This window comes from Streptomyces sp. CMB-StM0423, from assembly GCF_002847285.1.
In the GTDB taxonomy this organism is placed as follows: domain Bacteria; phylum Actinomycetota; class Actinomycetes; order Streptomycetales; family Streptomycetaceae; genus Streptomyces.
This window is the reverse complement of the sequence record NZ_CP025407.1, coordinates 3,286,449-3,308,179: the sequence shown is the minus strand read 5'-3', so window position 1 is coordinate 3,308,179 and position 21,731 is coordinate 3,286,449. Positions and strand designations below refer to the sequence as shown.

At 71.3% G+C, this 21,731-nt stretch carries 21 protein-coding genes; 12 read left to right on the top strand and 9 right to left on the bottom strand.

The window, feature by feature from the left end:
• Positions 1-15: 15 nt before the first annotated feature.
• Genes nuoH through nuoN form a run of 7 tightly spaced genes read left to right on the top strand, consistent with a single transcriptional unit; the run spans position 16 to position 8,341 of the window.
• Complete coding sequence (nuoH, locus tag CXR04_RS14160) at positions 16-1,398, top strand: NADH-quinone oxidoreductase subunit NuoH (RefSeq protein WP_101422433.1); 1,383 nt, start codon at positions 16-18, stop codon at positions 1,396-1,398.
• Positions 1,391-1,999, top strand: a complete 609-nt coding sequence (nuoI, locus tag CXR04_RS14155) for an NADH-quinone oxidoreductase subunit NuoI (protein ID WP_101422431.1) — start codon at positions 1,391-1,393, stop codon at positions 1,997-1,999. The genes nuoH and nuoI overlap by 8 nt, the downstream gene beginning before the upstream one ends.
• A complete protein-coding gene (locus CXR04_RS14150) occupies positions 1,996-2,880 on the top strand; it encodes an NADH-quinone oxidoreductase subunit J (protein WP_101422429.1) in 885 nt (294 codons plus the stop codon). The genes nuoI and CXR04_RS14150 overlap by 4 nt, the downstream gene beginning before the upstream one ends.
• A complete protein-coding gene (nuoK, locus tag CXR04_RS14145) occupies positions 2,877-3,176 on the top strand; it encodes an NADH-quinone oxidoreductase subunit NuoK (protein WP_047017481.1) in 300 nt (99 codons plus the stop codon). The genes CXR04_RS14150 and nuoK overlap by 4 nt, the downstream gene beginning before the upstream one ends.
• 12 nt (positions 3,177-3,188) lie before the next feature.
• Positions 3,189-5,090 (top strand): NADH-quinone oxidoreductase subunit L, encoded by a 1,902-nt coding sequence (gene nuoL, locus CXR04_RS14140; RefSeq protein WP_101422427.1) that lies wholly within the window; start codon positions 3,189-3,191, stop codon positions 5,088-5,090.
• A gap of 4 nt (positions 5,091-5,094) precedes the next feature.
• Complete coding sequence (locus CXR04_RS14135) at positions 5,095-6,705, top strand: NADH-quinone oxidoreductase subunit M (RefSeq protein WP_101422425.1); 1,611 nt, start codon at positions 5,095-5,097, stop codon at positions 6,703-6,705.
• Positions 6,698-8,341 carry an NADH-quinone oxidoreductase subunit NuoN gene (nuoN, locus tag CXR04_RS14130; RefSeq protein WP_101422423.1) on the top strand — a complete coding sequence of 548 codons (1,644 nt, stop codon included), beginning with the start codon at positions 6,698-6,700 and terminating at the stop codon, positions 8,339-8,341. Before CXR04_RS14135 ends, nuoN begins: the two co-directional genes overlap by 8 nt.
• Before the next feature lie 44 nt (positions 8,342-8,385).
• Here the strand turns inward: nuoN and CXR04_RS14125 are convergent, their stop codons facing one another.
• Positions 8,386-9,609 carry a fumarylacetoacetate hydrolase family protein gene (locus CXR04_RS14125; protein WP_101422421.1) on the bottom strand — a complete coding sequence of 408 codons (1,224 nt, stop codon included), beginning with the start codon at positions 9,607-9,609 and terminating at the stop codon, positions 8,386-8,388.
• Between the two features lie 189 nt (positions 9,610-9,798).
• On the opposite strand from CXR04_RS14125, the gene CXR04_RS14120 reads away from it, so the two are divergent.
• Both CXR04_RS14120 and CXR04_RS14115 read left to right on the top strand, forming a co-directional pair.
• Positions 9,799-10,809 carry a polyprenyl synthetase family protein gene (locus tag CXR04_RS14120; protein WP_101422419.1) on the top strand — a complete coding sequence of 337 codons (1,011 nt, stop codon included), beginning with the start codon at positions 9,799-9,801 and terminating at the stop codon, positions 10,807-10,809.
• Positions 10,810-11,016: 207 nt separating this feature from the next.
• The gene (locus tag CXR04_RS14115) at positions 11,017-12,216 is read left to right on the top strand and encodes a LolA family protein (RefSeq protein ID WP_101422418.1); all 1,200 of its coding nucleotides are present in this window, start codon (positions 11,017-11,019) and stop codon (positions 12,214-12,216) included.
• Between the two features lie 69 nt (positions 12,217-12,285).
• Here the strand turns inward: CXR04_RS14115 and CXR04_RS14110 are convergent, their stop codons facing one another.
• Positions 12,286-12,741 carry a VOC family protein gene (locus CXR04_RS14110; RefSeq protein WP_101422416.1) on the bottom strand — a complete coding sequence of 152 codons (456 nt, stop codon included), beginning with the start codon at positions 12,739-12,741 and terminating at the stop codon, positions 12,286-12,288.
• Positions 12,742-12,761: 20 nt separating this feature from the next.
• On the opposite strand from CXR04_RS14110, the gene CXR04_RS14105 reads away from it, so the two are divergent.
• Both CXR04_RS14105 and CXR04_RS14100 read left to right on the top strand, forming a co-directional pair.
• A complete protein-coding gene (locus CXR04_RS14105) occupies positions 12,762-13,379 on the top strand; it encodes a CGNR zinc finger domain-containing protein (protein ID WP_101422415.1) in 618 nt (205 codons plus the stop codon).
• 13 nt (positions 13,380-13,392) lie between these two features.
• Positions 13,393-13,848, top strand: coding sequence for an NUDIX domain-containing protein (locus CXR04_RS14100; protein WP_101426363.1), 456 nt, complete (start codon positions 13,393-13,395; stop codon positions 13,846-13,848).
• Between the two features lie 4 nt (positions 13,849-13,852).
• On the opposite strand, the gene CXR04_RS14095 is transcribed toward CXR04_RS14100, so the two are convergent.
• The 4 genes from CXR04_RS14095 to CXR04_RS14080 form a co-directional block, all read right to left on the bottom strand.
• Entirely contained in the window at positions 13,853-14,635 is a 783-nt protein-coding gene (locus CXR04_RS14095; RefSeq protein WP_101422413.1) for an APH(3'') family aminoglycoside O-phosphotransferase, read from the bottom strand.
• On the bottom strand, positions 14,632-15,141 hold the full coding sequence (locus tag CXR04_RS14090) for a hypothetical protein (RefSeq protein WP_234380219.1): 510 nt from the start codon (positions 15,139-15,141) through the stop codon (positions 14,632-14,634). Before CXR04_RS14090 ends, CXR04_RS14095 begins: the two co-directional genes overlap by 4 nt.
• A 72-nt stretch (positions 15,142-15,213) precedes the next feature.
• Positions 15,214-16,239, bottom strand: coding sequence for an EamA family transporter RarD (rarD, locus tag CXR04_RS14085; RefSeq protein WP_101422412.1), 1,026 nt, complete (start codon positions 16,237-16,239; stop codon positions 15,214-15,216).
• A 96-nt stretch (positions 16,240-16,335) separates the two neighbouring features.
• Positions 16,336-17,226: an NAD(P)H-binding protein gene (locus tag CXR04_RS14080; RefSeq protein WP_101422410.1), complete on the bottom strand. Its 891-nt coding sequence runs from the start codon at positions 17,224-17,226 to the stop codon at positions 16,336-16,338.
• Positions 17,227-17,349: 123 nt separating this feature from the next.
• On the opposite strand from CXR04_RS14080, the gene CXR04_RS14075 reads away from it, so the two are divergent.
• Positions 17,350-17,697: a winged helix-turn-helix transcriptional regulator gene (locus CXR04_RS14075; RefSeq protein WP_442802457.1), complete on the top strand. Its 348-nt coding sequence runs from the start codon at positions 17,350-17,352 to the stop codon at positions 17,695-17,697.
• Positions 17,698-17,776: 79 nt separating this feature from the next.
• Here the strand turns inward: CXR04_RS14075 and CXR04_RS14070 are convergent, their stop codons facing one another.
• The 3 genes from CXR04_RS14070 to CXR04_RS14060 form a co-directional block, all read right to left on the bottom strand.
• The gene (locus CXR04_RS14070) at positions 17,777-18,853 is read right to left on the bottom strand and encodes a 2-oxoacid:ferredoxin oxidoreductase subunit beta (RefSeq protein WP_101422407.1); all 1,077 of its coding nucleotides are present in this window, start codon (positions 18,851-18,853) and stop codon (positions 17,777-17,779) included.
• Positions 18,846-20,735: a 2-oxoacid:acceptor oxidoreductase subunit alpha gene (locus CXR04_RS14065; RefSeq protein ID WP_101422405.1), complete on the bottom strand. Its 1,890-nt coding sequence runs from the start codon at positions 20,733-20,735 to the stop codon at positions 18,846-18,848. The genes CXR04_RS14070 and CXR04_RS14065 overlap by 8 nt, the downstream gene beginning before the upstream one ends.
• Positions 20,736-20,975: 240 nt before the next feature.
• Entirely contained in the window at positions 20,976-21,635 is a 660-nt protein-coding gene (locus CXR04_RS14060) for a response regulator transcription factor (RefSeq protein ID WP_047020276.1), read from the bottom strand.
• Positions 21,636-21,731 lie beyond the last annotated feature (96 nt).

Sequence of the window (21,731 nt, the reverse complement as noted above, 5' to 3'; positions counted from 1 at the left end):
GACGGAGGCACGACGGTGATCGCAAGCGCATCCGCGGCGCAGGGCGCGAGCGTCCTCGCCGCGGAGGATCTCAGCTTCTTCGGGGGCGACCCCTGGTGGCTGATCCTCCTCAAGGCGGTCTTCTGCTTCGCGTTCCTGATGCTGACGGTCCTCCTGGCGATCGTCTTCGAGCGCAAGGTCCTGGGCTGGATGCAGCTCCGCATCGGCCCGAACCGGCACGGTCCCTGGGGCCTGCTGCAGTCGCTCGCCGACGGCGTGAAGCTGATGTTCAAAGAGGACATCATCGTCAAGGGCGCCGACAAGTTCGTCTACATCCTGGCGCCGCTGCTCGCCGTGATCCCCGCCTTCATGGCGATCGCGGTCGTCCCCTTCGGCCCGGCCGACAACCAGGTGTCGATCTTCGGCGAGCGCACCGCGATGCAGCTCACCGACCTTCCGGTCGCCATGCTGTACGTGCTGGCCACCGCCTCCATCGCCGCCTACGGCGTCGTGCTCGCCGGCTGGGCGTCCAACTCGACGTACCCGCTGCTCGGCGGCGTCCGCGCGACGGCCCAGGTGATCTCGTACGAGGTCGCGATGGGCCTGTCGTTCGCCGCCGTGTTCCTCTACTCCGGGTCGCTGTCGACCTCGGAGATCGTCGCGGCGCAGGACGACCGCTGGTTCGCGGTGCTGCTGCCGGTCTCGTTCATCGTGTACCTCATCGCGATGGTCGGCGAGGCGCACCGGCTGCCGTTCGACATGCCGGAGTCCGAGGGCGACCTGGTCGCGGGGTACTCCACCGAGTACTCGTCGATCAAGTTCGCGATGTTCATGCTCTCCGAGTACGTGCACATGGTGACGCTGTCGGCCGTGGCCGTCACGCTCTTCCTCGGCGGCTGGCGCGCGCCCGCGCCGATCAGCACCGTCTGGGAGGGCGCCAACACCGGCTGGTGGCCGATGCTCTGGTTCATCGGCAAGGTCCTCGTCCTCCTGTTCGTCTTCGTCTGGCTGCGCGGCACGCTCCCACGGGTGCGCTACGACCAGTTCATGAAGCTGGGCTGGAAGGTCCTCATCCCGGTCTCCATGGTCTGGCTGATGCTGGTCGCCACCGTCCGGGCGCTGCGCAACGAGGACGTGGACTTCACCGAGATCGTGCTCTACATCGCCGGCGGGCTGCTGGTGATCCTGCTGCTGTCCTTCGTCGTGGACATCTTCCGCGACCGCAAGGACAAGGAGGAGGCGGCCCGCGAGGCGGCCAAGCCCACGCCGGAGTTCGACCCGATGGCGGGCGGCTACCCCGTACCGCCGCTGCCCGGTCAGACCCTCCCGCCCGTGCCCCGCCGTCCCTCGCGCCGCGAGCGCGAGCTGGTGGGCACGAACGGTCCCGGAGGCGACACTGAGGAGGCCGACAATGGCTGACGAGAAGAAGGACAAGCAGGGGTTCGTCAACCCGGTGGCCGGCTTCGGCGTGACCTTCAAGGCCATGTTCAAGAAGCGGCTGACCGAGCAGTACCCCGAGTACAAGAAGCCGACGGCGCCCCGCTTCCACGGCCGCCACCAGCTCAACCGGCACCCGGACGGGCTGGAGAAGTGCATCGGCTGCGAGCTGTGCGCGTGGGCCTGTCCGGCGGACGCGATCTACGTCGAGGGCGCGGACAACACCGAAGAGGAGCGCTACTCGCCCGGTGAGCGCTACGGCCGCGTCTACCAGATCAACTACCTGCGCTGCATCCTGTGCGGGCTGTGCGTCGAGGCGTGCCCCACCCGGGCGCTGACCATGACCAACGAGTACGAACTGGCCGACCGCAGCCGCGAGTCCCTCATCTACACCAAGGACGAGCTGCTCGCCGGTCTCCAGGAGGGCATGGTCGACTCGCCGCACGCCATCTACCCGGGGATGACGGAGAAGGACTACTACAGCGGCCTCGTCACCGAGGCCGCCGCCGGCACGGAGCGCCAGGTCGCCGTCAGCAAGGGCGAGTCGGCACCGGAGCCGCACTCCGAAGGAGCCCAGGCATGAATGCCCTCGCCCAGGCCGGCTACACCACGTCCACCGGGGAGGCGACCCAGTTCTGGGTGCTGGCCGTCTTCGCCGTCGCCGGTGCGCTGGGCACCGTGCTGATGAAGAAGGCGGTGCACTCGGCGCTCTGCCTCGCCGGGACGATGGTGATCCTGGCGGTCTTCTACCTCGCCAACGGCGCCTACTTCCTCGGCGTCGTGCAGATCGTCGTCTACACCGGCGCGGTCATGATGCTCTTCCTCTTCGTGCTGATGCTCGTCGGCATCAGCGCGGCGGACTCGCTGAAGGAGACCATCAAGGGCCAGCGCTGGCTGGCGATGCTCTGCGGCATCGGCTTCGGCATCCTGCTGATCGCCGGCATCGGCAACGCGAGCCTCAACACCTTCGAGGGCCTGGAGGACGCCAACTCCGGCGGCAACGTCCACGGTCTGGCGGCGCTGATCTTCCGCGACTTCGTCTTCGCCTTCGAGCTGACCGGCGCGCTGCTGATCACCGCCGCGGTGGCGGGCATGGTCCTCACCCACCGCGAGAAGACCGAGCCCACCCCGACCCAGCGCGAGCAGGCCGCGCAGCGCGTACGCGACGGCGTCCAGGTGCCGCCGATGCCCGCGCCGGGCGTCTACGCCCGCCACAACGCGGTGGACCTCCCGGGCCTGCTGCCCGACGGCACGCCGTCCGAGCTGACCGTCAACCGCACGCTGCGCGACCGCGGCCAGATCCGGGACGTCTCCGCGCAGGCGCTGGCGGATCTCGCCGCCATAGAGCAGCGCACCGCCGACTACCAGGGCAAGGCCCTGGAACCGGACACCGGCGACGACGACGGGGACGGCTCCGTCGGCGCGAACGCCGGCGGTAAGGCCGGAAAGGGAGAGGGCGAGTGAACCCGGTCAACTACCTGTATCTCTCCGCGCTGCTGTTCACCATCGGCGCGGCCGGGGTGCTCATCAGGCGGAACGCCATCGTGGTGTTCATGTGCATCGAGCTGATGCTGAACGCCTGCAACCTGGCGCTGGTCACGTTCTCCCGGATGCACGGGAACCTCGACGGCCAGATCGTCGCGTTCTTCACCATGGTCGTCGCCGCCGCGGAGGTCGTGGTCGGCCTGGCGATCATCGTGTCGTTCTACCGCTCCCGCCACTCGGCCTCGGTCGACGACGCCGCTTTGATGAAGCTGTAAGGGGACGCACCAGTGGAGTCACTCATCGGATTGCTCGTCGCGGCGCCGCTGCTCGGCGCGGCGGTGCTGCTCTGCGGCGGGCGGAGGCTGGATCGTACGGGCCACTGGCTCGGTACGGGCCTGTCCTTCACCTCCTTCGTCCTCGGCCTCGTCCTCTTCGCCGACATGCTCGGCAAGGACGGCGAGGAGCGAGCGCTGCACAGCCACCTCTTCACCTGGATTCCGGTCGAGGGGTTCCAGGCGGAAGCGGCGTTCCAGCTCGACCAGCTCTCGATGACGTTCGTGCTGCTGATCACCGGCGTCGGCTCGCTCATCCACCTGTACTCCGTGGGCTACATGGAGCACGACGAGCGCCGCCGCCAGTTCTTCGGCTATCTGAACCTCTTCCTCGCGGCGATGCTGCTGCTGGTCCTCGCGGACAACTTCCTGCTGCTGTACGTCGGCTGGGAGGGCGTCGGCCTCGCCTCGTACCTGCTGATCGGCTTCTGGCAGCACAAGCCGAGCGCGGCGACGGCGGCGAAGAAGGCGTTCATCGTCAACCGCGTCGGCGACGTCGGCCTGTCCATCGCGATCATGATCATGTTCGTCACCTTCGGCACCTTCGCGTTCGAGCCGGTGATGAACTCGGTCGGCGAGACCAGCGAGGGCAAGCTGACGGCCATCGGGCTGATGCTGCTGCTCGCGGCGTGCGGCAAGTCGGCGCAGGTGCCGCTGCAGTCCTGGCTGGGCGACGCGATGGAGGGCCCCACGCCGGTCTCCGCGCTGATCCACGCCGCCACGATGGTGACCGCGGGCGTCTACCTGATCGTCCGCTCCGGCGCGATCTTCGACGCGGCACCGGACGCGCAGCTCGTCGTCACGATCGTCGGCGCGGTCACGCTCCTCTTCGGTGCGATCGTCGGTTGCGCGAAGGACGACATCAAGAAGGCGCTGGCCGGCTCGACCATGTCGCAGATCGGCTACATGATCCTGGCCGCCGGGCTCGGCCCGATCGGCTACGCGTTCGCGATCATGCACCTGGTGACCCACGGCTTCTTCAAGGCCGGGCTCTTCCTCGGTGCGGGCTCCGTCATGCACGGCATGAACGACGAGGTCGACATGCGCAAGTACGGCGGCCTCAGGAAGTACATGCCGGTCACGTTCGTCACCTTCGGCCTGGGCTATCTGGCCATAATCGGTTTCCCGGGCCTGTCGGGCTTCTTCTCCAAGGACCTCATCATCGAGGCCGCGTTCGCCAAGGGCGGTACGCAGGGCTGGATCCTGGGCGGCGCGGCGCTGCTGGGCGCGGCGCTCACCGCGTACTACATGACGCGCGTGATGCTCATGACGTTCTTCGGCGAGAAGCGCTGGGAGCCGGACGCGCACGGCAACGAGCCGCACCCGCACGAGTCGCCGAAGACGATGACGATCCCGATGATCGTGCTGGCGATCGGCTCGGTCGGCGCGGGCGCGTTCTTCGACGTCGGCGAGCGGTTCGTGCACTGGCTGGAGCCGGTCACCGGCTTCGAGCACGGGCACCTGCCGGACGGCCTGAGCGTCGGCATCGTCACCGGCGCCACTGTCACCTGCATGGTCCTCGGTGTCGCGGTGGCCTGGCTGCAGTACGGCCGTCGCCCGGTCCCCGCCGCCGCACCGCGCGGCTCCCTGCTCACCCGCGCCGCCCGGCGCGACCTGCTGCAGGACGACTTCAACCACGTGGCGCTGGTCAAGCCCGGCGAGTACCTGACCCGCGGCCTGGTCTACCTGGACCACAAGCTGGTCGACGGCATCGTCAACGGAACCGCGGCGGCGTTCGGCGGCCTCTCCGCCAGGACCCGGCGGGTCCAGAACGGCTACGTCCGCAGCTACGCGGTCTCGATGTTCGGGGGCGCGGTGGTCCTCATCGCCGCCACCCTGCTGATGAGGGCGGTCTGAACCCATGGCTGATTCTTCCTTCCCGCTGCTGACGATCACCGCGGCGGTCCCGGCCGTGGGCGCGATCGCCACCGCCGCGGTGCCCGCGGCCAAGCGCGAGCTGGCCAAGTGGCTCGCGCTCGGCGTGTCGCTGGCGACGCTGGTGCTGGCCGCGGTGATCGCGGTCCGGTACGACCCGGACGGCGACCGCTTCCAGCTCACCGAGTCGCGGGCGTGGATCGCCGACTTCGGGGTGAGATACGAGCTGGGTGTCGACGGCATCGCCGTCGCGCTGGTGGCGCTGACCGCGCTGCTGATCCCGTTCGTCATCCTCGCGGGCTGGCACGACGCGGACCCCGTCGAGACCAAGAGTTCCCGCTGGCGCCCCACCCAGGGCTTCTTCGCGCTGATCCTGGCCGTCGAGGCGATGGTGATCGTCAGCTTCCTGGCCACGGACGTCTTCCTCTTCTACATCTTCTTCGAAGCCATGCTCATCCCGATGTACTTCCTCATCGGCGGCTTCGGGGACAAGGCGCACGAACACGGCGAGGAAGAGGCGGCGCGGCAGCGCTCGTACGCGGCCGTGAAGTTCCTGCTGTACAACCTGGCCGGCGGCCTGATCATGCTGGCCGCGGTCATCGGCCTCTTCGTCGTCACCAACGACCAGCTCGGTTCCGGCACGTTCTCGCTCCAGGAGATCCTCCAGGCGCGCGCCAACGGCGACCTGGACATCTCGACGAACACCGAGCGGCTGCTCTTCCTCGGCTTCTTCTTCGCCTTCGCGGTGAAGGCGCCGCTGTGGCCGCTGCACACCTGGCTGCCCAACGCCATGGGCGAGTCCACCCCGCCGGTCGCCGTGCTCATCACCGCGGTGGTCGACAAGGTCGGCACGTTCGCCATGCTCCGCTTCTGCCTCGGGCTCTTCCCCGAGGCGAGCGACTGGGCGACGCCGGTGGTGCTGGTGCTCGCGCTGGTGAGCATCCTCTACGGTGCGCTGCTCGCAATCGGGCAGCGGGACATCAAGCGGCTGATCGCGTACGCCTCGATCTCCCACTTCGGCTTCATCGTGCTGGGCATCTTCGTGATGACCAGCCAGGGCCAGGCCGGGGCGACGCTGTACATGGTCAACCACGGCATCTCCACCGCCGTCCTGATGCTGGTGGCCGGGTTCCTCATCACCCGCCGCGGCTCGCGGCTCATCGCCGACTACGGCGGCGTGCAGAAGGTGGCACCGGTGCTGGCCGGCACCTTCCTGATCGGCGGCATGGCCACGCTGTCGCTGCCGGGGCTCGCGCCGTTCGTCAGCGAGTTCCTGGTGCTGGTGGGCACGTTCAGCCGCTACCCGGCGATCGGCATCATCGCCACCGTGGGCATCGTGCTGGCCGCGATCTACGTCCTCGTGCTGTACCAGCGGACGATGACGGGGCCGGTCACGGAGAAGGTCGCGAAGCTGCCCGACCTGCGGGTGCGCGAGGTGCTGGTGGTCGCGCCGCTGATCGCGCTGCTCATCGGCCTCGGCGTGTACCCGAAGCCGCTCACCGAGATTGTCAACCCGGCCGTCGAGCACACCATGTCCGACGTGCAGAAGTCCGACCCGGAGCCCGATGTGAACCCTGTGGAGGCCACGCATGAGTAGGGGTGTCCACAGCCTGTGGATGGCGCAGGACGGTGTCGACAAGATCAAGGCACCGCACATCGAGTACGACCTGCTGGCGCCCACGCTGATCGTCATCGGCGCGGCCGTGCTGGGCATCGCCATCGAGGCGTTCCTGCCCCGGCGGCACCGGTACGCCGTCCAGGTCGGGCTCGCGACCCTCGCGATGGCCGGCGCGTTCGGCGCCGTCGTCGCCCTGGCCGCCACCGGCAAGGGCACGGACGAGGCGCAGACCGCCGCGATGGGCGCTCTGGCCATCGACGGCCCGACGCTGTTCCTCCAGGGCGTCATCCTGCTGGTCGGCGTGCTCGGGGTGTTCACCTTCGCCGAGCGCCGGCTGGACCCGGTCGCGCACGGCAACCGGGTCGACTCCTTCGCCGCCGAGGCCGCCGCCGTACCCGGCGGCAAGGCGGAACAGGCCGCGGTCAAGGCGGGGTTCACCACCACCGAGGTGTTCCCGCTGCTGCTCTTCGCGACCGGCGGCATGCTCATCTTCCCGGCCGCGAACGACCTGCTGACGCTCTTCATCGCGCTGGAGGTCTTCTCCCTGCCGCTGTACCTGCTCTGCGCCGTCGCCCGCCGCAAGCGGCTGATGTCGCAGGAGGCGGCGGTGAAGTACTTCCTGCTGGGCGCCTTCTCGTCGGCGTTCCTGCTCTTCGGCGTCGCGCTCCTCTACGGCTACGCGGGCAGCGTGCGCTACGCCGAGATCGCCGACGTCGTCGCGGGCAACCCGCAGAAGATGACCCCGGCGCTCGCCGACACCATGGGCAACGACGCGCTGCTGCTCATCGGCGGCGCGATGGTGCTGCTCGGCCTGCTCTTCAAGGTCGGCGCCGTGCCGTTCCACATGTGGACCCCGGACGTCTACCAGGGCGCCCCCACCCCCGTCACCGGCTTCATGGCCGCGGCCACCAAGGTCGCCGCGTTCGGCGCGCTGCTGCGGCTGCTGTACGTCGTGCTGCCGGGGATGAAGTGGGACTGGCGGCCGGTGATGTGGGGCGTCGCGATCCTCACGATGGTCATCGGCGCGATCCTCGCGATCACCCAGACCGACGTGAAGCGACTGCTGGCGTACTCGTCCATCGCGCACGCGGGGTTCATCCTCGCGGGTGTCACCGCGGCCAACGAGGAGGGCATCTCCTCGGTGCTGTTCTACCTGGCCGCGTACGCCTTCGTGACGCTCGGCGCGTTCGCCGTCGTCACGCTGGTGCGGGACGCGGGCGGCGAGGCGACGCACCTGTCCAAGTGGGCGGGTCTCGGCCGGCGTTCGCCGCTGGTCGCGGCGGTCTTCGCGGTGTTCCTGCTGGCGATGGCGGGCATCCCGCTGACCAGCGGCTTCGCCGGGAAGTTCGCGGTGTTCAAGGCGGCGGCGGACGGCGGCGCGACGCCGCTGGTCGTCGTCGGCGTCATCGCCTCGGCCATCGCCGCGTTCTTCTACGTCCGCGTCATCGTGCTGATGTTCTTCAGCGAGCCGCGTCCCGAGGGCCCCGCGGTGACCGTGCCGAGCGCCTTCACCGTCACCGCCATCGCCGTCGGCCTGGCCGCGACGCTGGTACTGGGCGTGGCGCCGCAGTACTTCCTGGATCTGGCCGGGAACGCGGGGGTGTTCGTCCGCTGAGCTGCGGGGTCCGGGGGCGGCGCCCCCGGACCCCGCAGCCGGCTCTAGCGCTGCGGCGGGGTCCAGCCGGTCGGCTTGACCTGGCCGTGGACGCCGCCGAGGGCGATCCGCACGCCGTTCGGTCCCGGGGCCCAGCCGTCGATGGCGACGGTGTCCCCGTCCTCCAGCCACGGGCCCTTGCCCTTCGTCAGCTCCAGCAGCGAGCCCACCTGATCGGGTTCGGGACCGCTGACGGTGCCGGAGGCGTAGAGGTCGCCGGTGCGTACGGAGGCGCCGTTGACGGTCATGTGGGCCAACTGCTGCGCCGCGGTCCAGTACATGGCGGCGAACGGCGGGCGGGAGACCGTCTCGCCGTTGATCCGTACCTCAAGCCGCAGGTCGTAGCCGTTGCCGGTGTCGTCGGGGCCGGTGTCGTCGAGGTAGGGCAGCAGCGGGTGCGTGCGCTCCGGCGGGGCGACGCGGGCGGCTTCGAGGGCGTCGAGGGGGGTGATCCAGGTGCCGATGGACGTGGCGAAGGACTTGGCCTGGTGCGGGCCGAGGGGGCGCTGCTCCCACGGCTGGACGTCGCGCGCGGACCAGTCGTTGACCAGGCAGACGCCGAAGACGTGGTCGCGGAAGGCGGTACGGGGCACGGGCGTGCCCATCCGCGACGGTACGCCGATGACGAAGCCGACTTCGGCTTCGATGTCGAGGCGGATGCTGGGTCCGAACCCGGGGCCGACGGCCGGGTCGTCGGCGGCGCGTTTGCGCTGGCCGGCGGGGCGTACGACGGGCGTGCCGGTGGGGACGATCGTGCCGGACCTGCCGTGGTAGCCGATGGGCAGGTGCTTCCAGTTGGGCGTCAGCGGCTCCTCGCCGGGGCGGAAGATGCGGCCGACGTTGGCGGCGTGGTGCTCGCTGGAGTAGAAGTCGACGTAGTCGCCGACCTCGAAGGGCATGTGCAGCACGACGCGGTCCACCTCGTGCAGGTGCGGCCCGACGGCGGCGCGGTGTGCCGGGTCGGTCAGCCAGCCGGTCACCCCGGCCCGTACGGCCTGCCACACCGGCCGGCCCGCGGCCATCAGCGGCGCCAGCGTCCGGGCGGCGAGCAGCGCGGTGTGCGGGGAGCCGAGGGCCGCCGCGACGGCGGCGGTGTCCAGGACGTAATCGCCGTAGCGCACGCCCACTCGGGGGTTCGTGCCGTCGGGCGTGGAGAAGACACCGTACGGAAGGTTGTGCGGCCCGAAGGGATCGCCTTCAGGAACGTCGAGCGGGCTGTGCTCGGACATCGCGGGGTCCTGCCTCATCGTGGTCGGCGGGCTGGGGACCTCAGGTTACGACCCCCAGGTCGGCCTAGGGGAAGCCGCCCGACGTGATCGTCGCGTGACCGGATACGCTGCGAGCGTGGTGCATGGTGGTTGCTAACGACACATCGACAATCTGTTCCACGTGAACGTCTGCAGACAGGAGGAGCCCTCGTGACCGTGGTCGCGCCCTTGGGGCTCAGCGTTCAGGACCGAGCCTTGGAAGCCGATGTCGACGCCGGACTCGCGGCCGTCGAAGAGGGCCTCCTGGAGGCCACGAAGAGCGATGTGCCGTTCATCACCGAGGCCGCGCGGCATCTCGTCCGCGCGGGCGGCAAGAGATTCCGCCCCCTGCTTGTCATGCTCGCCGCGCAGTTCGGCGATCCGCACGCGCCGGGCGTCGCGCCCTCCGGCGTCGTCGTCGAGCTGACGCACCTGGCCACGCTCTACCACGACGACGTGATGGACGAGGCCGCCGTACGCCGCGGCGTCCCCAGCGCCAACAGCCGCTGGGCCAACTCCGTCGCCGTCCTCACCGGCGATTTCCTCTTCGCGCGCGCCTCGCGGCTACTCGCCGACCTGGGCCCCGAGATGGTCCGTATCCAGGCCCAGGCGTTCGAGCGGCTGGTCACCGGGCAGATCCTGGAGACCGCGGGGCCGACCGAGGGCCGCGACCCGGTCGACCACTACCTGGACGTGCTCGCCGGCAAGACCGGCTCGCTCATCGCCGTCTCCGGCCGCTTCGGCGCGCTGACGGCGGGCGCGGACGAGTCGGTGGTGGAGGTGCTGACGCAGTACGGCGAGCGCATCGGCATCGCCTTCCAGCTCGCGGACGACCTGCTCGACATCACCAGCGACGGCACCGAGTCGGGGAAGACCCCGGGCACCGACCTGCGCGAGGGCGTCGCGACGCTGCCGGTGCTGCACCTGCGCGCCGCCGCCCAGCGCCACCGCGAGCCGGCGGACCTGGAGCTGGCGGCGCTGCTCGCCGACGACCTGACGGACGACTCGCGGCACGCGGAGGCCCTGGCCAGGCTGCGGGTCCACCCCGCGGTGGAGCAGGCCAGGCGGGACACCGTGCGGTACGCGGCGGAGGCGCGGGCGATCCTGACGGCGCTGCCCGCGTGCCCCGCGCGGACGGCCCTGGAGGGGCTGTGCGACGCGGTGGTGGACCGGGCGGGGTAGCGGTTCCGGCCGCGGTCCCGGGGCGGATGACCCGTAGAAAGGTCAGGGTGATCCCCCTCCCGGGGCGGATGCCGTCATACGACAGGAGTAATCGAAGCTGCACCCAGGGGCTGACGCCACGGGCCGTCCGGTTTGTTGTGATGGAGGGGAAGCCGTGACGCAGCGAATGACTTTCCGCGGACCATCGCGGAGACGGAGGTACTTCCCATGGCACTGATCCCACCGGAGCGACCCGCCGACGAGGCAGAGGACCGCGCCGCGGACCTCGCCGCGGCCCGGCGCAGAAAGGCGGTGCGGTACGGGGTGCCCCTGGGTATCGCGGGGCTTGCCGCCGCCACCATCGGCCTGGTGCCCGCGCTCGCGCAGGACGAAGGACCGAGCAAGGACGACGTGACGGCCGAGGAACTGATCGCCAAGGCACTGGCGTCGGAGGTCGAGTCGGTCGACGGCACGGTGCAGGTCAGCACCGACCTGGGCCTGCCCTCCATACCGTTCGGCGGCGGCGGTGGCGAAGGCGCGGACCTCTCGCGGCTGCTCGCCGGCGACACCAAGCTGCAGGTCGCGGCCGACGGCCCGGAGAAGCAGCGGGTCACGCTCAAGGGTTCGGACGGCGACCGGACCGTGGTGCGCAACGGCAAGGACGTGTGGACGTTCGGCGGCGCCTCGGACGAGGTGTCCCACTCCACGCTGCCGAAGGACGCGGGGAAGAAAAACGCCGGGGAGCATGACCTGGGTCTGCCGAAGGACCTGAAGGACGCCACCCCGCAGGAGCTGGCGGAGCGGCTGCTGAAGGCCGCGGACGAGACCACGGACGTGGACGTCGCCGGCACGGCGCAGGTGGCCGGGCAGGACGCGTACGAGCTGCGGCTGACGCCGAAGCAGGACGAGTCGACGGTCCGGGACGTCACGATCGCGGTGGACGCCGACAACGGCGTGCCGCTGCGGGTGGCGCTGACCGCGGACGACGGCAAGGCGGTCCTGGACGCCGGCTTCACGAAGGTCGACTTCAACAAGCCGGACGCGGACCTGTTCGCGCCGCCCGCGGGCGCCGAGGTGACGGAGCAGGACCCGGGCGAGGGCTTCGGCGAGGGCCACGGCGGTGACTTCGGCAAGGGCTTCGGCGGCTTCGGCGGCGACTGGGCCGGCGGGGACTGGGCCAAGGGCGGCAAGTCCGGCGGCCTGGAGGACGTGAAGGTCCACGGCGAGGGCTGGGGCTCGATCGCCGAGATCTCGCTGCCCGGCGGCACGCTGAGCGAGGACGGGGTCGGGGCCGCCCTCGACTTCTTCACCGACAAGACGGACGCGGGCCGGGTCTTCGAGAGCCGGCTGGTCAACGTGCTGATCACGGACGACAAGGTCTACGTCGGCGCCGTCACCCCGGAGGCCCTGGAGGCCGCCGCGGGCTGACCGCAGTACCGCACCGCAAGGGCCGCCGCGCGCCTCCCCGGCACGCGGCGGCCTTCGCGTGCGCCCATGTCAGTGCACACAGAACTCGTTCCCCTCCGGGTCCGTCATGACGGTCCACTCGCCGCCCTGCTCCTTCACGTGCCGGACGACGGCGGCCCCCAGCTCCGCGAGCCGGGTCGTCTCCTCCTCGCGCCGCCCGGACTCGGGGTGGAGGTCGAGGTGCAGGCGGTTCTTGTGGGCGGGCTTGGGCTCGGGGACCTGGTTGAAGAGCAGCCGGCGGCCGAGCCCGGTGCCGGAGGTGGGGTCGTACGGGTCGTCGGGGTGCCGGACGGCGGCGGCGGTGCGCCAGGCGCGGCGGTCGCGGTGGCGGGTGAGCACGTCCTCGGGGACGGCGCCCGCGGTGAGGAGTTGCTCGATGAGCGGGCTGTTGTCCTCCACCTCGTAGCCGAGGGCGGCGGCCCAGAAGTCGGCCTGGGCGTGCGGGTCGGTGGCGTCGATAACGAGCTTCCAGTGCGTGGGAACCATGTACCGGTTATACTGGTTACATGGTGGACGAGGCAAGCGCCCACGCCCCGGGCGTCGAGATGCGACCCCCGGACGGCCAGGTCTTCCGCTTCGATCCGGGCGCGCTGAGCCTGGAGTTGCTGACGACCGGCGGCCCGGGGCCCTTCGCGCGGTACGAGGTGCTGCACACCCCCGCGGACGTCGCGGCGTGGGCGGCGGCGAGCAGGCTGCGCCCGGTGCCGGAACTGGCGGTCACCGACGACGACGTACCGGCCGTACGCCACCTGCGCGACGCCCTGTTCCGCCTCACCCAGGCCCGCGCCCACGCCGAACCCCTCCCCGCCGCGGACCTCGCCGTCCTCAACGCCGCCGCGGCCGAACCCCCGCTGGCCCCCCGCCTCACCCCCGACGGCACCCCGTCCTGGGCCCCGGGACCTGCGACGACGGCCCGGCTCCTGGCGACGGTCGCCCGCGACGCGGTGGACCTCTTCTCCGGCCCGTACGCGTACCGCATCCGCGAGTGCGCGGGCGAGCGCTGCTACCTCCTCTTCGCCGACACCTCCCGCCCGGGCCGCCGCCGCTGGTGCTCCATGGAGCGCTGCGGCAACCGCCACAAGGTCCGCACCCTCAGAGCCCGGCGCGAAGCGGACCACTCCTGACAAGATGCGGCACATGAAGCGTGTCGTCGCCCGGGCCTGGAAGCTCCTGCGCGGTCCCCTGCAGTGGCGGATCCTGTGGTTCACCCAGGCCAAGTTCATGATCGGTGTGACGGGTGTGGTGCGGAACGAACAGGGCCAGGTGCTGCTGCTCAAGCACCGCATGTGGCCCGACTCCCGGCCCTGGGGCCTGCCGACCGGCTTCGCGGTCAAGGGCGAGGAGTTCCCGCAGACCGTCGTGCGCGAGGTCCGGGAGGAGACCGGCCTCGACGTCGTGCCCGGCCGGCTGGTCCAGGTGACCAGCGGCTACCGGCTGCGCACGGAGATCGCGTACGAGGCGCTGCACGTGGGCGGCACCCTGAAGCTCGACGGCTTCGAGATCCTGGCGGCGGACTGGTTCAGCCCGGACGCACTCCCGGAGGGACTCCAGGAGGCGCACGTCCGGCTGATCCGGGCGGGCGCGCCGGCCTGACGCCTCAGCCCCAGGTGAGGGGGTCGAGGTGGAGGTAGAAGCGGAGGCGGTCGGGGTCGGGGACCGTGCCGTAGTGCTCGGCGAAGGCGGTGTCCTGGACGCGGGCCCCGGCCTCGTCAGGCCAGGTTTCGCGGGAGTTGGCCAGGAGCAGGGCCAGGTCGCTGTGGCGGTCGGCGAGTCCGAGGCGGCCGAGGTCGACGAAGCCCGACACGTCCAGGGTCCCGGGGTCGAGGACGATGTTCGGCAGGGTGAGGTCGCCGTGGCAGACGACGGTGTCGTCGGCGGCCTGCTTCCGGCGCCGGGGAAGCTGGGGTTCGAGGCGGGCCAGCAACTCCGCGGGCGGGGTCTGCTGTTGCTCTTCTGGCAGGAAGTCGGGCTGGACGGCGCCGCGGGCGACGACATCGCGGGCGGTGGCGATCACGTCGTCCAGGTCCCTGCGGTACGGGCAGCCGGCGGCGGGGAGCGCGTGGAGGGTGCGTACGGCCTCCGCGATCCGGCTCCAGCAGGCCCGCAGGTCCTCGGGCGGCAACCGGTCGGCCGGGACGCCGGGGACGGCGGCGGTGACCAGGCGGGCGCCGGTGCCGTCGGAGTGCCAGTCGAGGACGCGGGGTCCCGGCACGCCCTGGCCGGCCAGCCAGGCGACGCGGTCGCGCTCGTCGGCGAGTGCGGCGGCGCCGGCGGGATCCGTCGCGGGTACGTGCTTGGCGTAGCGGGTGCCGTCCGCGCTGCGGAAGACGGCGGCACCGGACTCGCCGGTGGTGACGGGGGTCCAGTCGTCGGGCGTCATGCCTTGCGTTCCCTTCGGTAGTGCAGGACGAGGAACGGGATGCCGAAGACGGAGAAGGCGTGTTCGGCGCGGAGCCGGCCGTCGCCGCCGGCATGGACGTCGAGCCGCTCGGCGAAGCCGTGCACGCCGAGGGCCGCCGCGCCCACCACCGGGCCCAGGGCGACCTTGTGCGGCCGTATGCCCAGCGCGCCCGCCGCCGCACCCGCCACTGTGCCCACCGCCACCGGACCCGCGCCCGTCGGCCGGGCGCCCGCCCAGCCCGCGCCGGCCGCCAGGGCGCCGCTCGCGGCGATGCGCTGCCACAGCGCCGGGATCCCGCCCGGCCGCTGCCGTACCCGGGCGACCGCCTCGGCCACCCCGAGGCCGACCGCCCCGGCAGCGGCCCCGGTGACCGCCGTACGGACTCCCCGCCCCCCGGTGAGCGCGGCCCCCGCGAGGGCACCCATGACCCCCGCGATCACCACCTGCGCCCGCAACTCCGGCTTGTCCACCCGCTCACGCCCCATCCCCGCACCCTACGTGCGCCCTTCCGCCCGGCGCCCCGCCGCCGTTACGCCCGCCGCCCGCGAGCCGGTGCCTCAGGCGGGCCGGCCCGGGTTCGCCGCCTCCGGCACGCCGGTCGCGGCCGCCTTCGCCCCGCCGCCCGGCTCCCCGGCGGCAGCCGCCCTCGCCTCCGCCCGGCGCAGTTCCAGCCGGCCGCGGCGCGCCGTGCGCAGCGCGTCGTACGTGAGCAGGGCAAGCGCCAGCCAGATCAGCAGGAAGCCCGCCCAGCGCTCCGCCGGCATCGACTCGCCGAAGTACAGGACTCCCAGCACGAACTGCAGCGTCGGCGCCAGGTACTGCATCAGGCCGATCGTCGACAGCGGCAGCCGGACCGCCGCCGCGCCGAAGCAGATCAGGGGGAACGCCGTGATCACACCGCAGCTCGCGAGCAGCAGCGCGTGGCCGACGCCCTCCGTGTGGAAGGTCGAGTCGCCGCGGGCGCCCAGGACCACCATGAACACCAGCGCCGGCAGGAACTGCACCGCCGTCTCGGCCGCGAAGGACTCGATGCCCTCCAGCCCGATCCGCTTCTTGATCAGCCCGTACGTCCCGAACGAGAAGGCCAGCACCAGCGCGATCCACGGCAGCCGCCCGTAGCCCACCGTCAGCACGACCACCGCCGCCACCCCCACCCCGACCGCGATCCACTGCAGCCCGCGCAGCCGCTCCCGCAGCAGCAGCACGCCGAAGGCGATGCTCACGAGGGGGTTGATGAAGTAGCCGAGGGCCGCCTCGACGACGTGGCCCGAGTTGACGGCCCAGATGTAGACGAACCAGTTGACGGTGATCGTCGCCGCCGCCCCCGCGACCAGCGCCAGCCGCCGCGGTTCGCGCAGCAGCGGCCGGATCCAGGACCAGCGGCGCAGCACCAGCAGGAGCAGGATGCAGGCGACCAGCGACCACACCATCCGGTTGGCCAGGATCTCCGCGGGGCTCGCGGGTTCCAGCAGGGGCCAGAAGAGCGGGATGACGCCCCAACTCCCGTACGCGGCGAAGCCGTAGAGGAGCCCGAGCCGGGCCTCGCTCGCCGCACGCGCCGGTGCTTCACCTGATGACCCCACGGCCGCCCTCCCGTTCCGCTGCCCGCACGGCGTGCGCCGTGCCGACGGTAGCGGGCGCGAGAGCCCGTTGTCATATCCGTATCAGCATTTGGGTCCTTACGGCTGCCGCGTCGCCGGGCCCTCCGCGGGCGCCGCGGCGAGACCCGCCGCGACCGCTTCCGCCAGCGGCGTCGTCGGCCGGCCGATGAGCCGGGACAGCTCGCCGGACGTGCCGGCCAGCAGCCCGCGGGAGACCGCCGCGTCGACGTCGACGAGCACGTCGGCCATCGCCTCCGGCAGCCCGGCGCCGAGCAGGACCCGGCGGTGCTCGGCGGGCGGCAGGTCGCGGTAGCCGACCTGGGCGCCGGACTGCCGGGCGACCTCCGCCGCGTACTCCGGCAGGCTCCACGCCGTGTCGCCGCTCAGCTCGTACGCCCGGCCCTCGTGCCCCTCGCCGGTCAGCACCGCGGCGGCCGCGGCGGCGTAGTCGGCGCGGGAGGCGGCGGCGATCCGGCCGGCGCCCGCGCTGCCGAGGACGGCGCCGTGGCCGAGGACGGCGGCGAGCTGGTCGGTGTGGACCTCGTGGTACCAGCCGTTGCGCAGGAAGGCGTACGGCACGCCGGAGTCGAGGACGAGCTGTTCGGTCGCCTTGTGCTCGTCCGCCAGCAGGAAGTCCGCCTTCGGCCCGCCCAGGATGCCGGTGTACGCGAGCAGCCCCACCCGCGCCGCCGCGGCGGCGTCGACCACGGCCCGGTGCTGCGGCACCCGCCGCCCGACCGCGTTGCCCGAGACGAACAGCACCCGCTCGCCCGCGCGGAAGGCGTCCGCCAGCGTGGCCGGCTCGTCGTAGTCGGCGACCCGCACCTCCACCCCGCGCGCGGCGAGGTCCGCGGCCTTCTCCCTGCTGCGTACGACGGCGGCCACCCGCTCCGCGGGCACCTGCTCCAGCAGTGCGGCGATGACGTGGCGGCCGAGGTGCCCGGTGGCTCCGGTGACGGTGATCTTCATGTCAGCCACCGTAGGCGGCATACTTACGAAGATAAAGTACCCACTTTCACGTAAGGTACTGCTGTGGAGGTAAGCATGCAGGCAGAGGGAGAGGCAGCGCCCCGGCTGCGGGATTTTCCGGACATGATCACGGCCGACTGCCCCGCCCGGAACATCATGGAGCACGTCGTCAGCCGCTGGGGCGTGCTGGTGCTGCTCGCGCTGCTGGAGGGCACGATGCGGTTCAGCGCGCTGCGGCGGCGGATCGGCGGGGTGAGCGAGAAGATGCTCGCCCAGACCCTGCAGACGCTGGAGCGCGACGGCCTCGTGCTGCGCGAGGCGAAGCCCGTCATCCCGCCGCACGTGGAGTACTCGCTGACCCCGCTCGGCGAGCAGGCGGCCCTGCGGGTACGGCCGCTGGCGATCTGGGCGAACGACAGCGTGCCCGCGGTGACCGCGGCGCGGGAGGGGTACGACGAAGCCCGGGCCTGATCTGCTCAGGCCCGGGCCCGGGTCGTATCTGCGCGGGACCGGCGGTCGTTGGACCGTCAGCCCGCGGCCGGCAGCCGGCTCAGCCGAGCACCGTCCACGTGTCGCCGCCCGCGAGCAGCCCGGCGAGGTCGCCCTTGCCCTTCTGCTGCACCGCCTCGTCGAGCTGCTCCGCCATCTCCGTGTCGTACACCTGCCGGTTCACGTCCCGGAGGATGCCGATCGGCGTGTGGTGCAGCGTGTTCGGGTCGGCCAGCCGGGAGAGCGCGAACGCCGTCGTCGGGGTGGCGGCGTGGGCGTCGTGGACGAGGATGTCCGCCTCGTTCTCCGGCGTCACCTCCACGATCTCCAGGTCGCCCGTGGCCGGGTTCCGCACGACGCCCTTGTGGTCGTCGGCGCCGAAGCGGATCGGCTGCCCGTGCTGCAGCCGGATCACCGCCTCCTGCGCCTGCTGGCGGTCCTTCAGCACCTCGAAGGCGTTGTCGTTGAAGATGTTGCAGTTCTGGTAGATCTCGATCAGCGCCGTGCCCGGGTGGGCGGCCGCCGCGCGCAGCGTCTCGGTGAGGTGCTTGCGGTCCGAGTCGACCGTGCGGGCGACGAACGACGCCTCCGCGCCGAGCGCCAGCGAGACCGGGTTGAACGGCGCGTCCAGCGAGCCCATCGGGGTGGACTTGGTGACCTTGCCGACCTCGGAGGTCGGCGAGTACTGCCCCTTGGTCAGCCCGTAGATCCGGTTGTTGAAGAGCAGGATCTTGAGGTTGACGTTGCGGCGGAGCGCGTGGATCAGGTGGTTGCCGCCGATGGACAGCGCGTCGCCGTCGCCGGTGACGACCCAGACGGACAGGTCGCGCCGGGTGCTGGACAGGCCGGTGGCGATGGCCGGGGCGCGGCCGTGGATGGAGTGCATCCCGTACGTGTTCATGTAGTACGGGAAGCGGGACGAGCAGCCGATGCCGGAGACGAAGACGATGTTCTCCTTGGCCAGCCCCAGCTCCGGCATGAACCCCTGGACGGCGGCGAGCACGGCGTAGTCGCCGCAGCCGGGGCACCAGCGCACTTCCTGGTCCGTCTTGAAGTCCTTCATGGACTGCTTGGCTTCGGCCTTGGGGATCAGCGAAAGGGTGTCGATCGCCGGTCCCTCGGCGGTCGTCTCAGCCATTGTCGATGGCCTCCTTGAGAGCGGTGGCGAGCTGCTCGGCCTTGAACGGCATGCCGTTGACCTGGTTGTAGGAGAAGGCGTCCACGAGGTACTTGGCGCGGACCAGGGTCGCGAGCTGGCCGAGGTTCATCTCGGGGACGACGACCTTGTCGTACGCGGCCAGCACCTCGCCGAGGTTGCCCGGGAACGGGTTGAGGTAGCGCAGATGGGCCTGCGCGATGTGGTCGCCGGCGCGGCGCACGCGGCGTACGGCCGCGGTGATGGGCCCGTACGTCGAGCCCCAGCCCAGCACCAGCGTGCGCGCTCGTTCTCCCGAGGGTCCTTCCGGGTCGTCGACCTCGATGTCGGGCACCTCGATGCCGTCGACCTTCGCCTGGCGGGTGCGCACCATCAGGTCGTGGTTGGACGGCGAGTACGAGATGTTGCCCGAGCCGTCCTCCTTCTCGATGCCGCCGATGCGGTGCTCCAGGCCCGGCGTGCCGGGGATCGCCCACGGGCGGGCGAGGGTCTGCGGGTCGCGCTTGTACGGCCAGAAGACCTCGGTGCCGTCGGCCATGGTGTGGTTCGTCTTGCTGGCGAACTGCACCCGCAGGTCCGGCAGGTCGTCGACCTCCGGGATCCGCCAGGGCTCGGAGCCGTTGGCGAGGTAGCCGTCGGAGAGCAGCATCACCGGCGTGCGGTACGTCAGCGCGATACGGGCCGCGTCCAGGGCCGCCGTGAAGCAGTCCGACGGCGTGGCCGGCGCGACGATCGGCACCGGCGCCTCGCCGTTGCGCCCGTACATCGCCTGGAGCAGGTCCGCCTGCTCGGTCTTGGTGGGCAGCCCGGTCGAGGGGCCGCCGCGCTGGATGTCCAGGATCAGCAGCGGCAGCTCAAGCGACACGGCCAGGCCCACGGTCTCGGCCTTCAGCGCGACGCCGGGGCCCGAGGTGGTCGTCACGCCCAGCGCGCCGCCGAAGGCCGCGCCGAGCGCGGCGCCGATGCCGGCGATCTCGTCCTCGGCCTGGAAGGTGCGCACGCCGAAGTTCTTGTGCCGGCTCAGCTCGTGCAGGATGTCGGAGGCCGGCGTGATCGGGTACGAGCCGAGGAAGAGCGGCAGGTCCGCCTGCTGCCCCGCCGCGATCAGCCCGTACGCGAGCGCCAGGTTCCCCGAGATGGAGCGGTACGTGCCGGCCGGGAACGCGGACTGGGCCGGGGCGACCTCGTACGAGACGGCGAAGTCCTCGGTCGTCTCGCCGAAGTTCCACCCCGCCCGGAAGGCGGCGATGTTGGCCTCGGCGATGTCCGGCTTCTTGGCGAACTTGGCCCGCAGGAACCCGATCGTGCCCTCGGTGGGCCGGTGGTACATCCAGCTCAGCAGGCCGAGGGCGAACATGTTCTTGGAGCGGCCCGCGTCCTTGCGGGACAGCCCGAACTCCTTCAGCGCCTCGACCGTGAGCGTGGTCAGCGGCACCTCGTGCACGCTGTACCCGTCGAGGGAGCCGTCCTCCAGGGGGCTCGCCTCGTAGCCCACCTTGGCCATCGCGCGCTTGTTGAACTCGTCGGTGTTGACGATCACCTCGGCGCCGCGCGGGACGTCCCCGATGTTCGCCTTCAGGGCGGCGGGGTTCATCGCCACCAGCACGTTGGGCGCGTCACCCGGGGTGAGGATGTCGTGGTCGGCGAAGTGCACCTGGAAGCTGGAAACCCCCGGCAGCGTGCCTGCGGGGGCGCGGATCTCGGCGGGGAAGTTCGGGAGCGTCGACAGGTCGTTGCCGAACGACGCGGTCTCCGAGGTGAAGCGGTCGCCGGTCAGTTGCATCCCGTCTCCGGAGTCACCCGCGAACCGGATGATCACCCGGTCCAGGCGCTTGACCTCTTTGCTGTTGACCTCGCTGGTCACCTTCGTGGACCTCCCTCGCGGCGGCCGCTCGGGAACGGGATTCCGACCGCCTGACCCAGTGAACATCGTACGCGGGTTAGGCATGCCTTCCTGAGCCCGTCCGTAAACTGGACGGTGGCGAGACGTCAGGTTATATCCCTTTTTGTCACAATCTAATGCCCCTCTTGACCCCATCCGCCGGTGTGACAATCCCTTGTCACCGGAGCGGGGCCCGGGGCGCGGCGCCGGGGCGGGGCGCGGTCAGGAGTTGAGATACGTGAGGACCGCGAGCACCCGGCGGTGATCTCCCTCACTCGGCGCCAGGCCGAGCTTCATGAAGATGTTGCTGACGTGCTTCTCCACCGCGCCGTCGCTCACCACGAGCTGCCCGGCGATCGCCGAGTTCGTCCGGCCCTCGGCCATCAGGCCCAGCACCTCGCGCTCCCGCGGGGTCAGCCCGGCCAGCACGTCCTGCTTGCGGCTGCGGCCGAGCAACTGGGCGACGACCTCGGGGTCGAGCGCCGTGCCGCCCTCGGCGACGCGCACGACGGCGTCGACGAACTCGCGCACCTCCGCGACCCGGTCCTTCAGCAGGTACCCGACGCCGCGGCTGGAGCCGGCGATCAGCTCGGTGGCGTACTGCTCCTCGACGTACTGCGAGAGCACCAGCACGCCGACGTCCGGATGCTCGCGCCGCAGTTGGACGGCCGCGCGGACCCCCTCGTCGGTGTGGGTCGGGGGCATCCGCACGTCGGCGACGACGACGTCCGGCGCGCTGCCTTCGGCGGCCAGGTCCCCGACCGTCTTGACCAGCGCCACGCCGTCGCCGACACCGGCGACGACCTCGTGGCCCCGGTCGGTGAGCAGCCGGGTGAGCCCCTCCCGGAGCAGCACCGAATCCTCGGCGATGACCACCCGCACGCTGTCCTCCACCGTTGCCTGCCCCCCATACGAAGATGTGTAGACCTCCAGCATCCCAGGATTCCGCGGCGGGGGAGGTGCCGGAGGGGGATAACG

Excerpts from the sequence above, each read along its gene's own strand:
- nuoI (WP_101422431.1), top strand. The coding sequence starts at position 1,391 with ATGGCTGACGAGAAGAAGGACAAGCAGGGGTTCGTCAACCCGGTGGCC.
- CXR04_RS14150 (WP_101422429.1), top strand. The coding sequence starts at position 1,996 with ATGAATGCCCTCGCCCAGGCCGGCTACACCACGTCCACCGGGGAGGCG.
- CXR04_RS14135 (WP_101422425.1), top strand. The coding sequence starts at position 5,095 with ATGGCTGATTCTTCCTTCCCGCTGCTGACGATCACCGCGGCGGTCCCG.
- nuoN (WP_101422423.1), top strand. The coding sequence starts at position 6,698 with ATGAGTAGGGGTGTCCACAGCCTGTGGATGGCGCAGGACGGTGTCGAC.
- CXR04_RS14125 (WP_101422421.1), bottom strand. The coding sequence starts at position 9,609 with ATGTCCGAGCACAGCCCGCTCGACGTTCCTGAAGGCGATCCCTTCGGG.
- CXR04_RS14115 (WP_101422418.1), top strand. The coding sequence starts at position 11,017 with ATGGCACTGATCCCACCGGAGCGACCCGCCGACGAGGCAGAGGACCGC.
- CXR04_RS14110 (WP_101422416.1), bottom strand. The coding sequence starts at position 12,741 with ATGGTTCCCACGCACTGGAAGCTCGTTATCGACGCCACCGACCCGCAC.
- CXR04_RS14105 (WP_101422415.1), top strand. The coding sequence starts at position 12,762 with ATGGTGGACGAGGCAAGCGCCCACGCCCCGGGCGTCGAGATGCGACCC.
- CXR04_RS14100 (WP_101426363.1), top strand. The coding sequence starts at position 13,393 with ATGAAGCGTGTCGTCGCCCGGGCCTGGAAGCTCCTGCGCGGTCCCCTG.
- CXR04_RS14095 (WP_101422413.1), bottom strand. The coding sequence starts at position 14,635 with ATGACGCCCGACGACTGGACCCCCGTCACCACCGGCGAGTCCGGTGCC.
- CXR04_RS14090 (WP_234380219.1), bottom strand. The coding sequence starts at position 15,141 with ATGGGGCGTGAGCGGGTGGACAAGCCGGAGTTGCGGGCGCAGGTGGTG.
- CXR04_RS14080 (WP_101422410.1), bottom strand. The coding sequence starts at position 17,226 with ATGAAGATCACCGTCACCGGAGCCACCGGGCACCTCGGCCGCCACGTC.
- CXR04_RS14075 (WP_442802457.1), top strand. The coding sequence starts at position 17,350 with ATGATCACGGCCGACTGCCCCGCCCGGAACATCATGGAGCACGTCGTC.
- CXR04_RS14070 (WP_101422407.1), bottom strand. The coding sequence starts at position 18,853 with ATGGCTGAGACGACCGCCGAGGGACCGGCGATCGACACCCTTTCGCTG.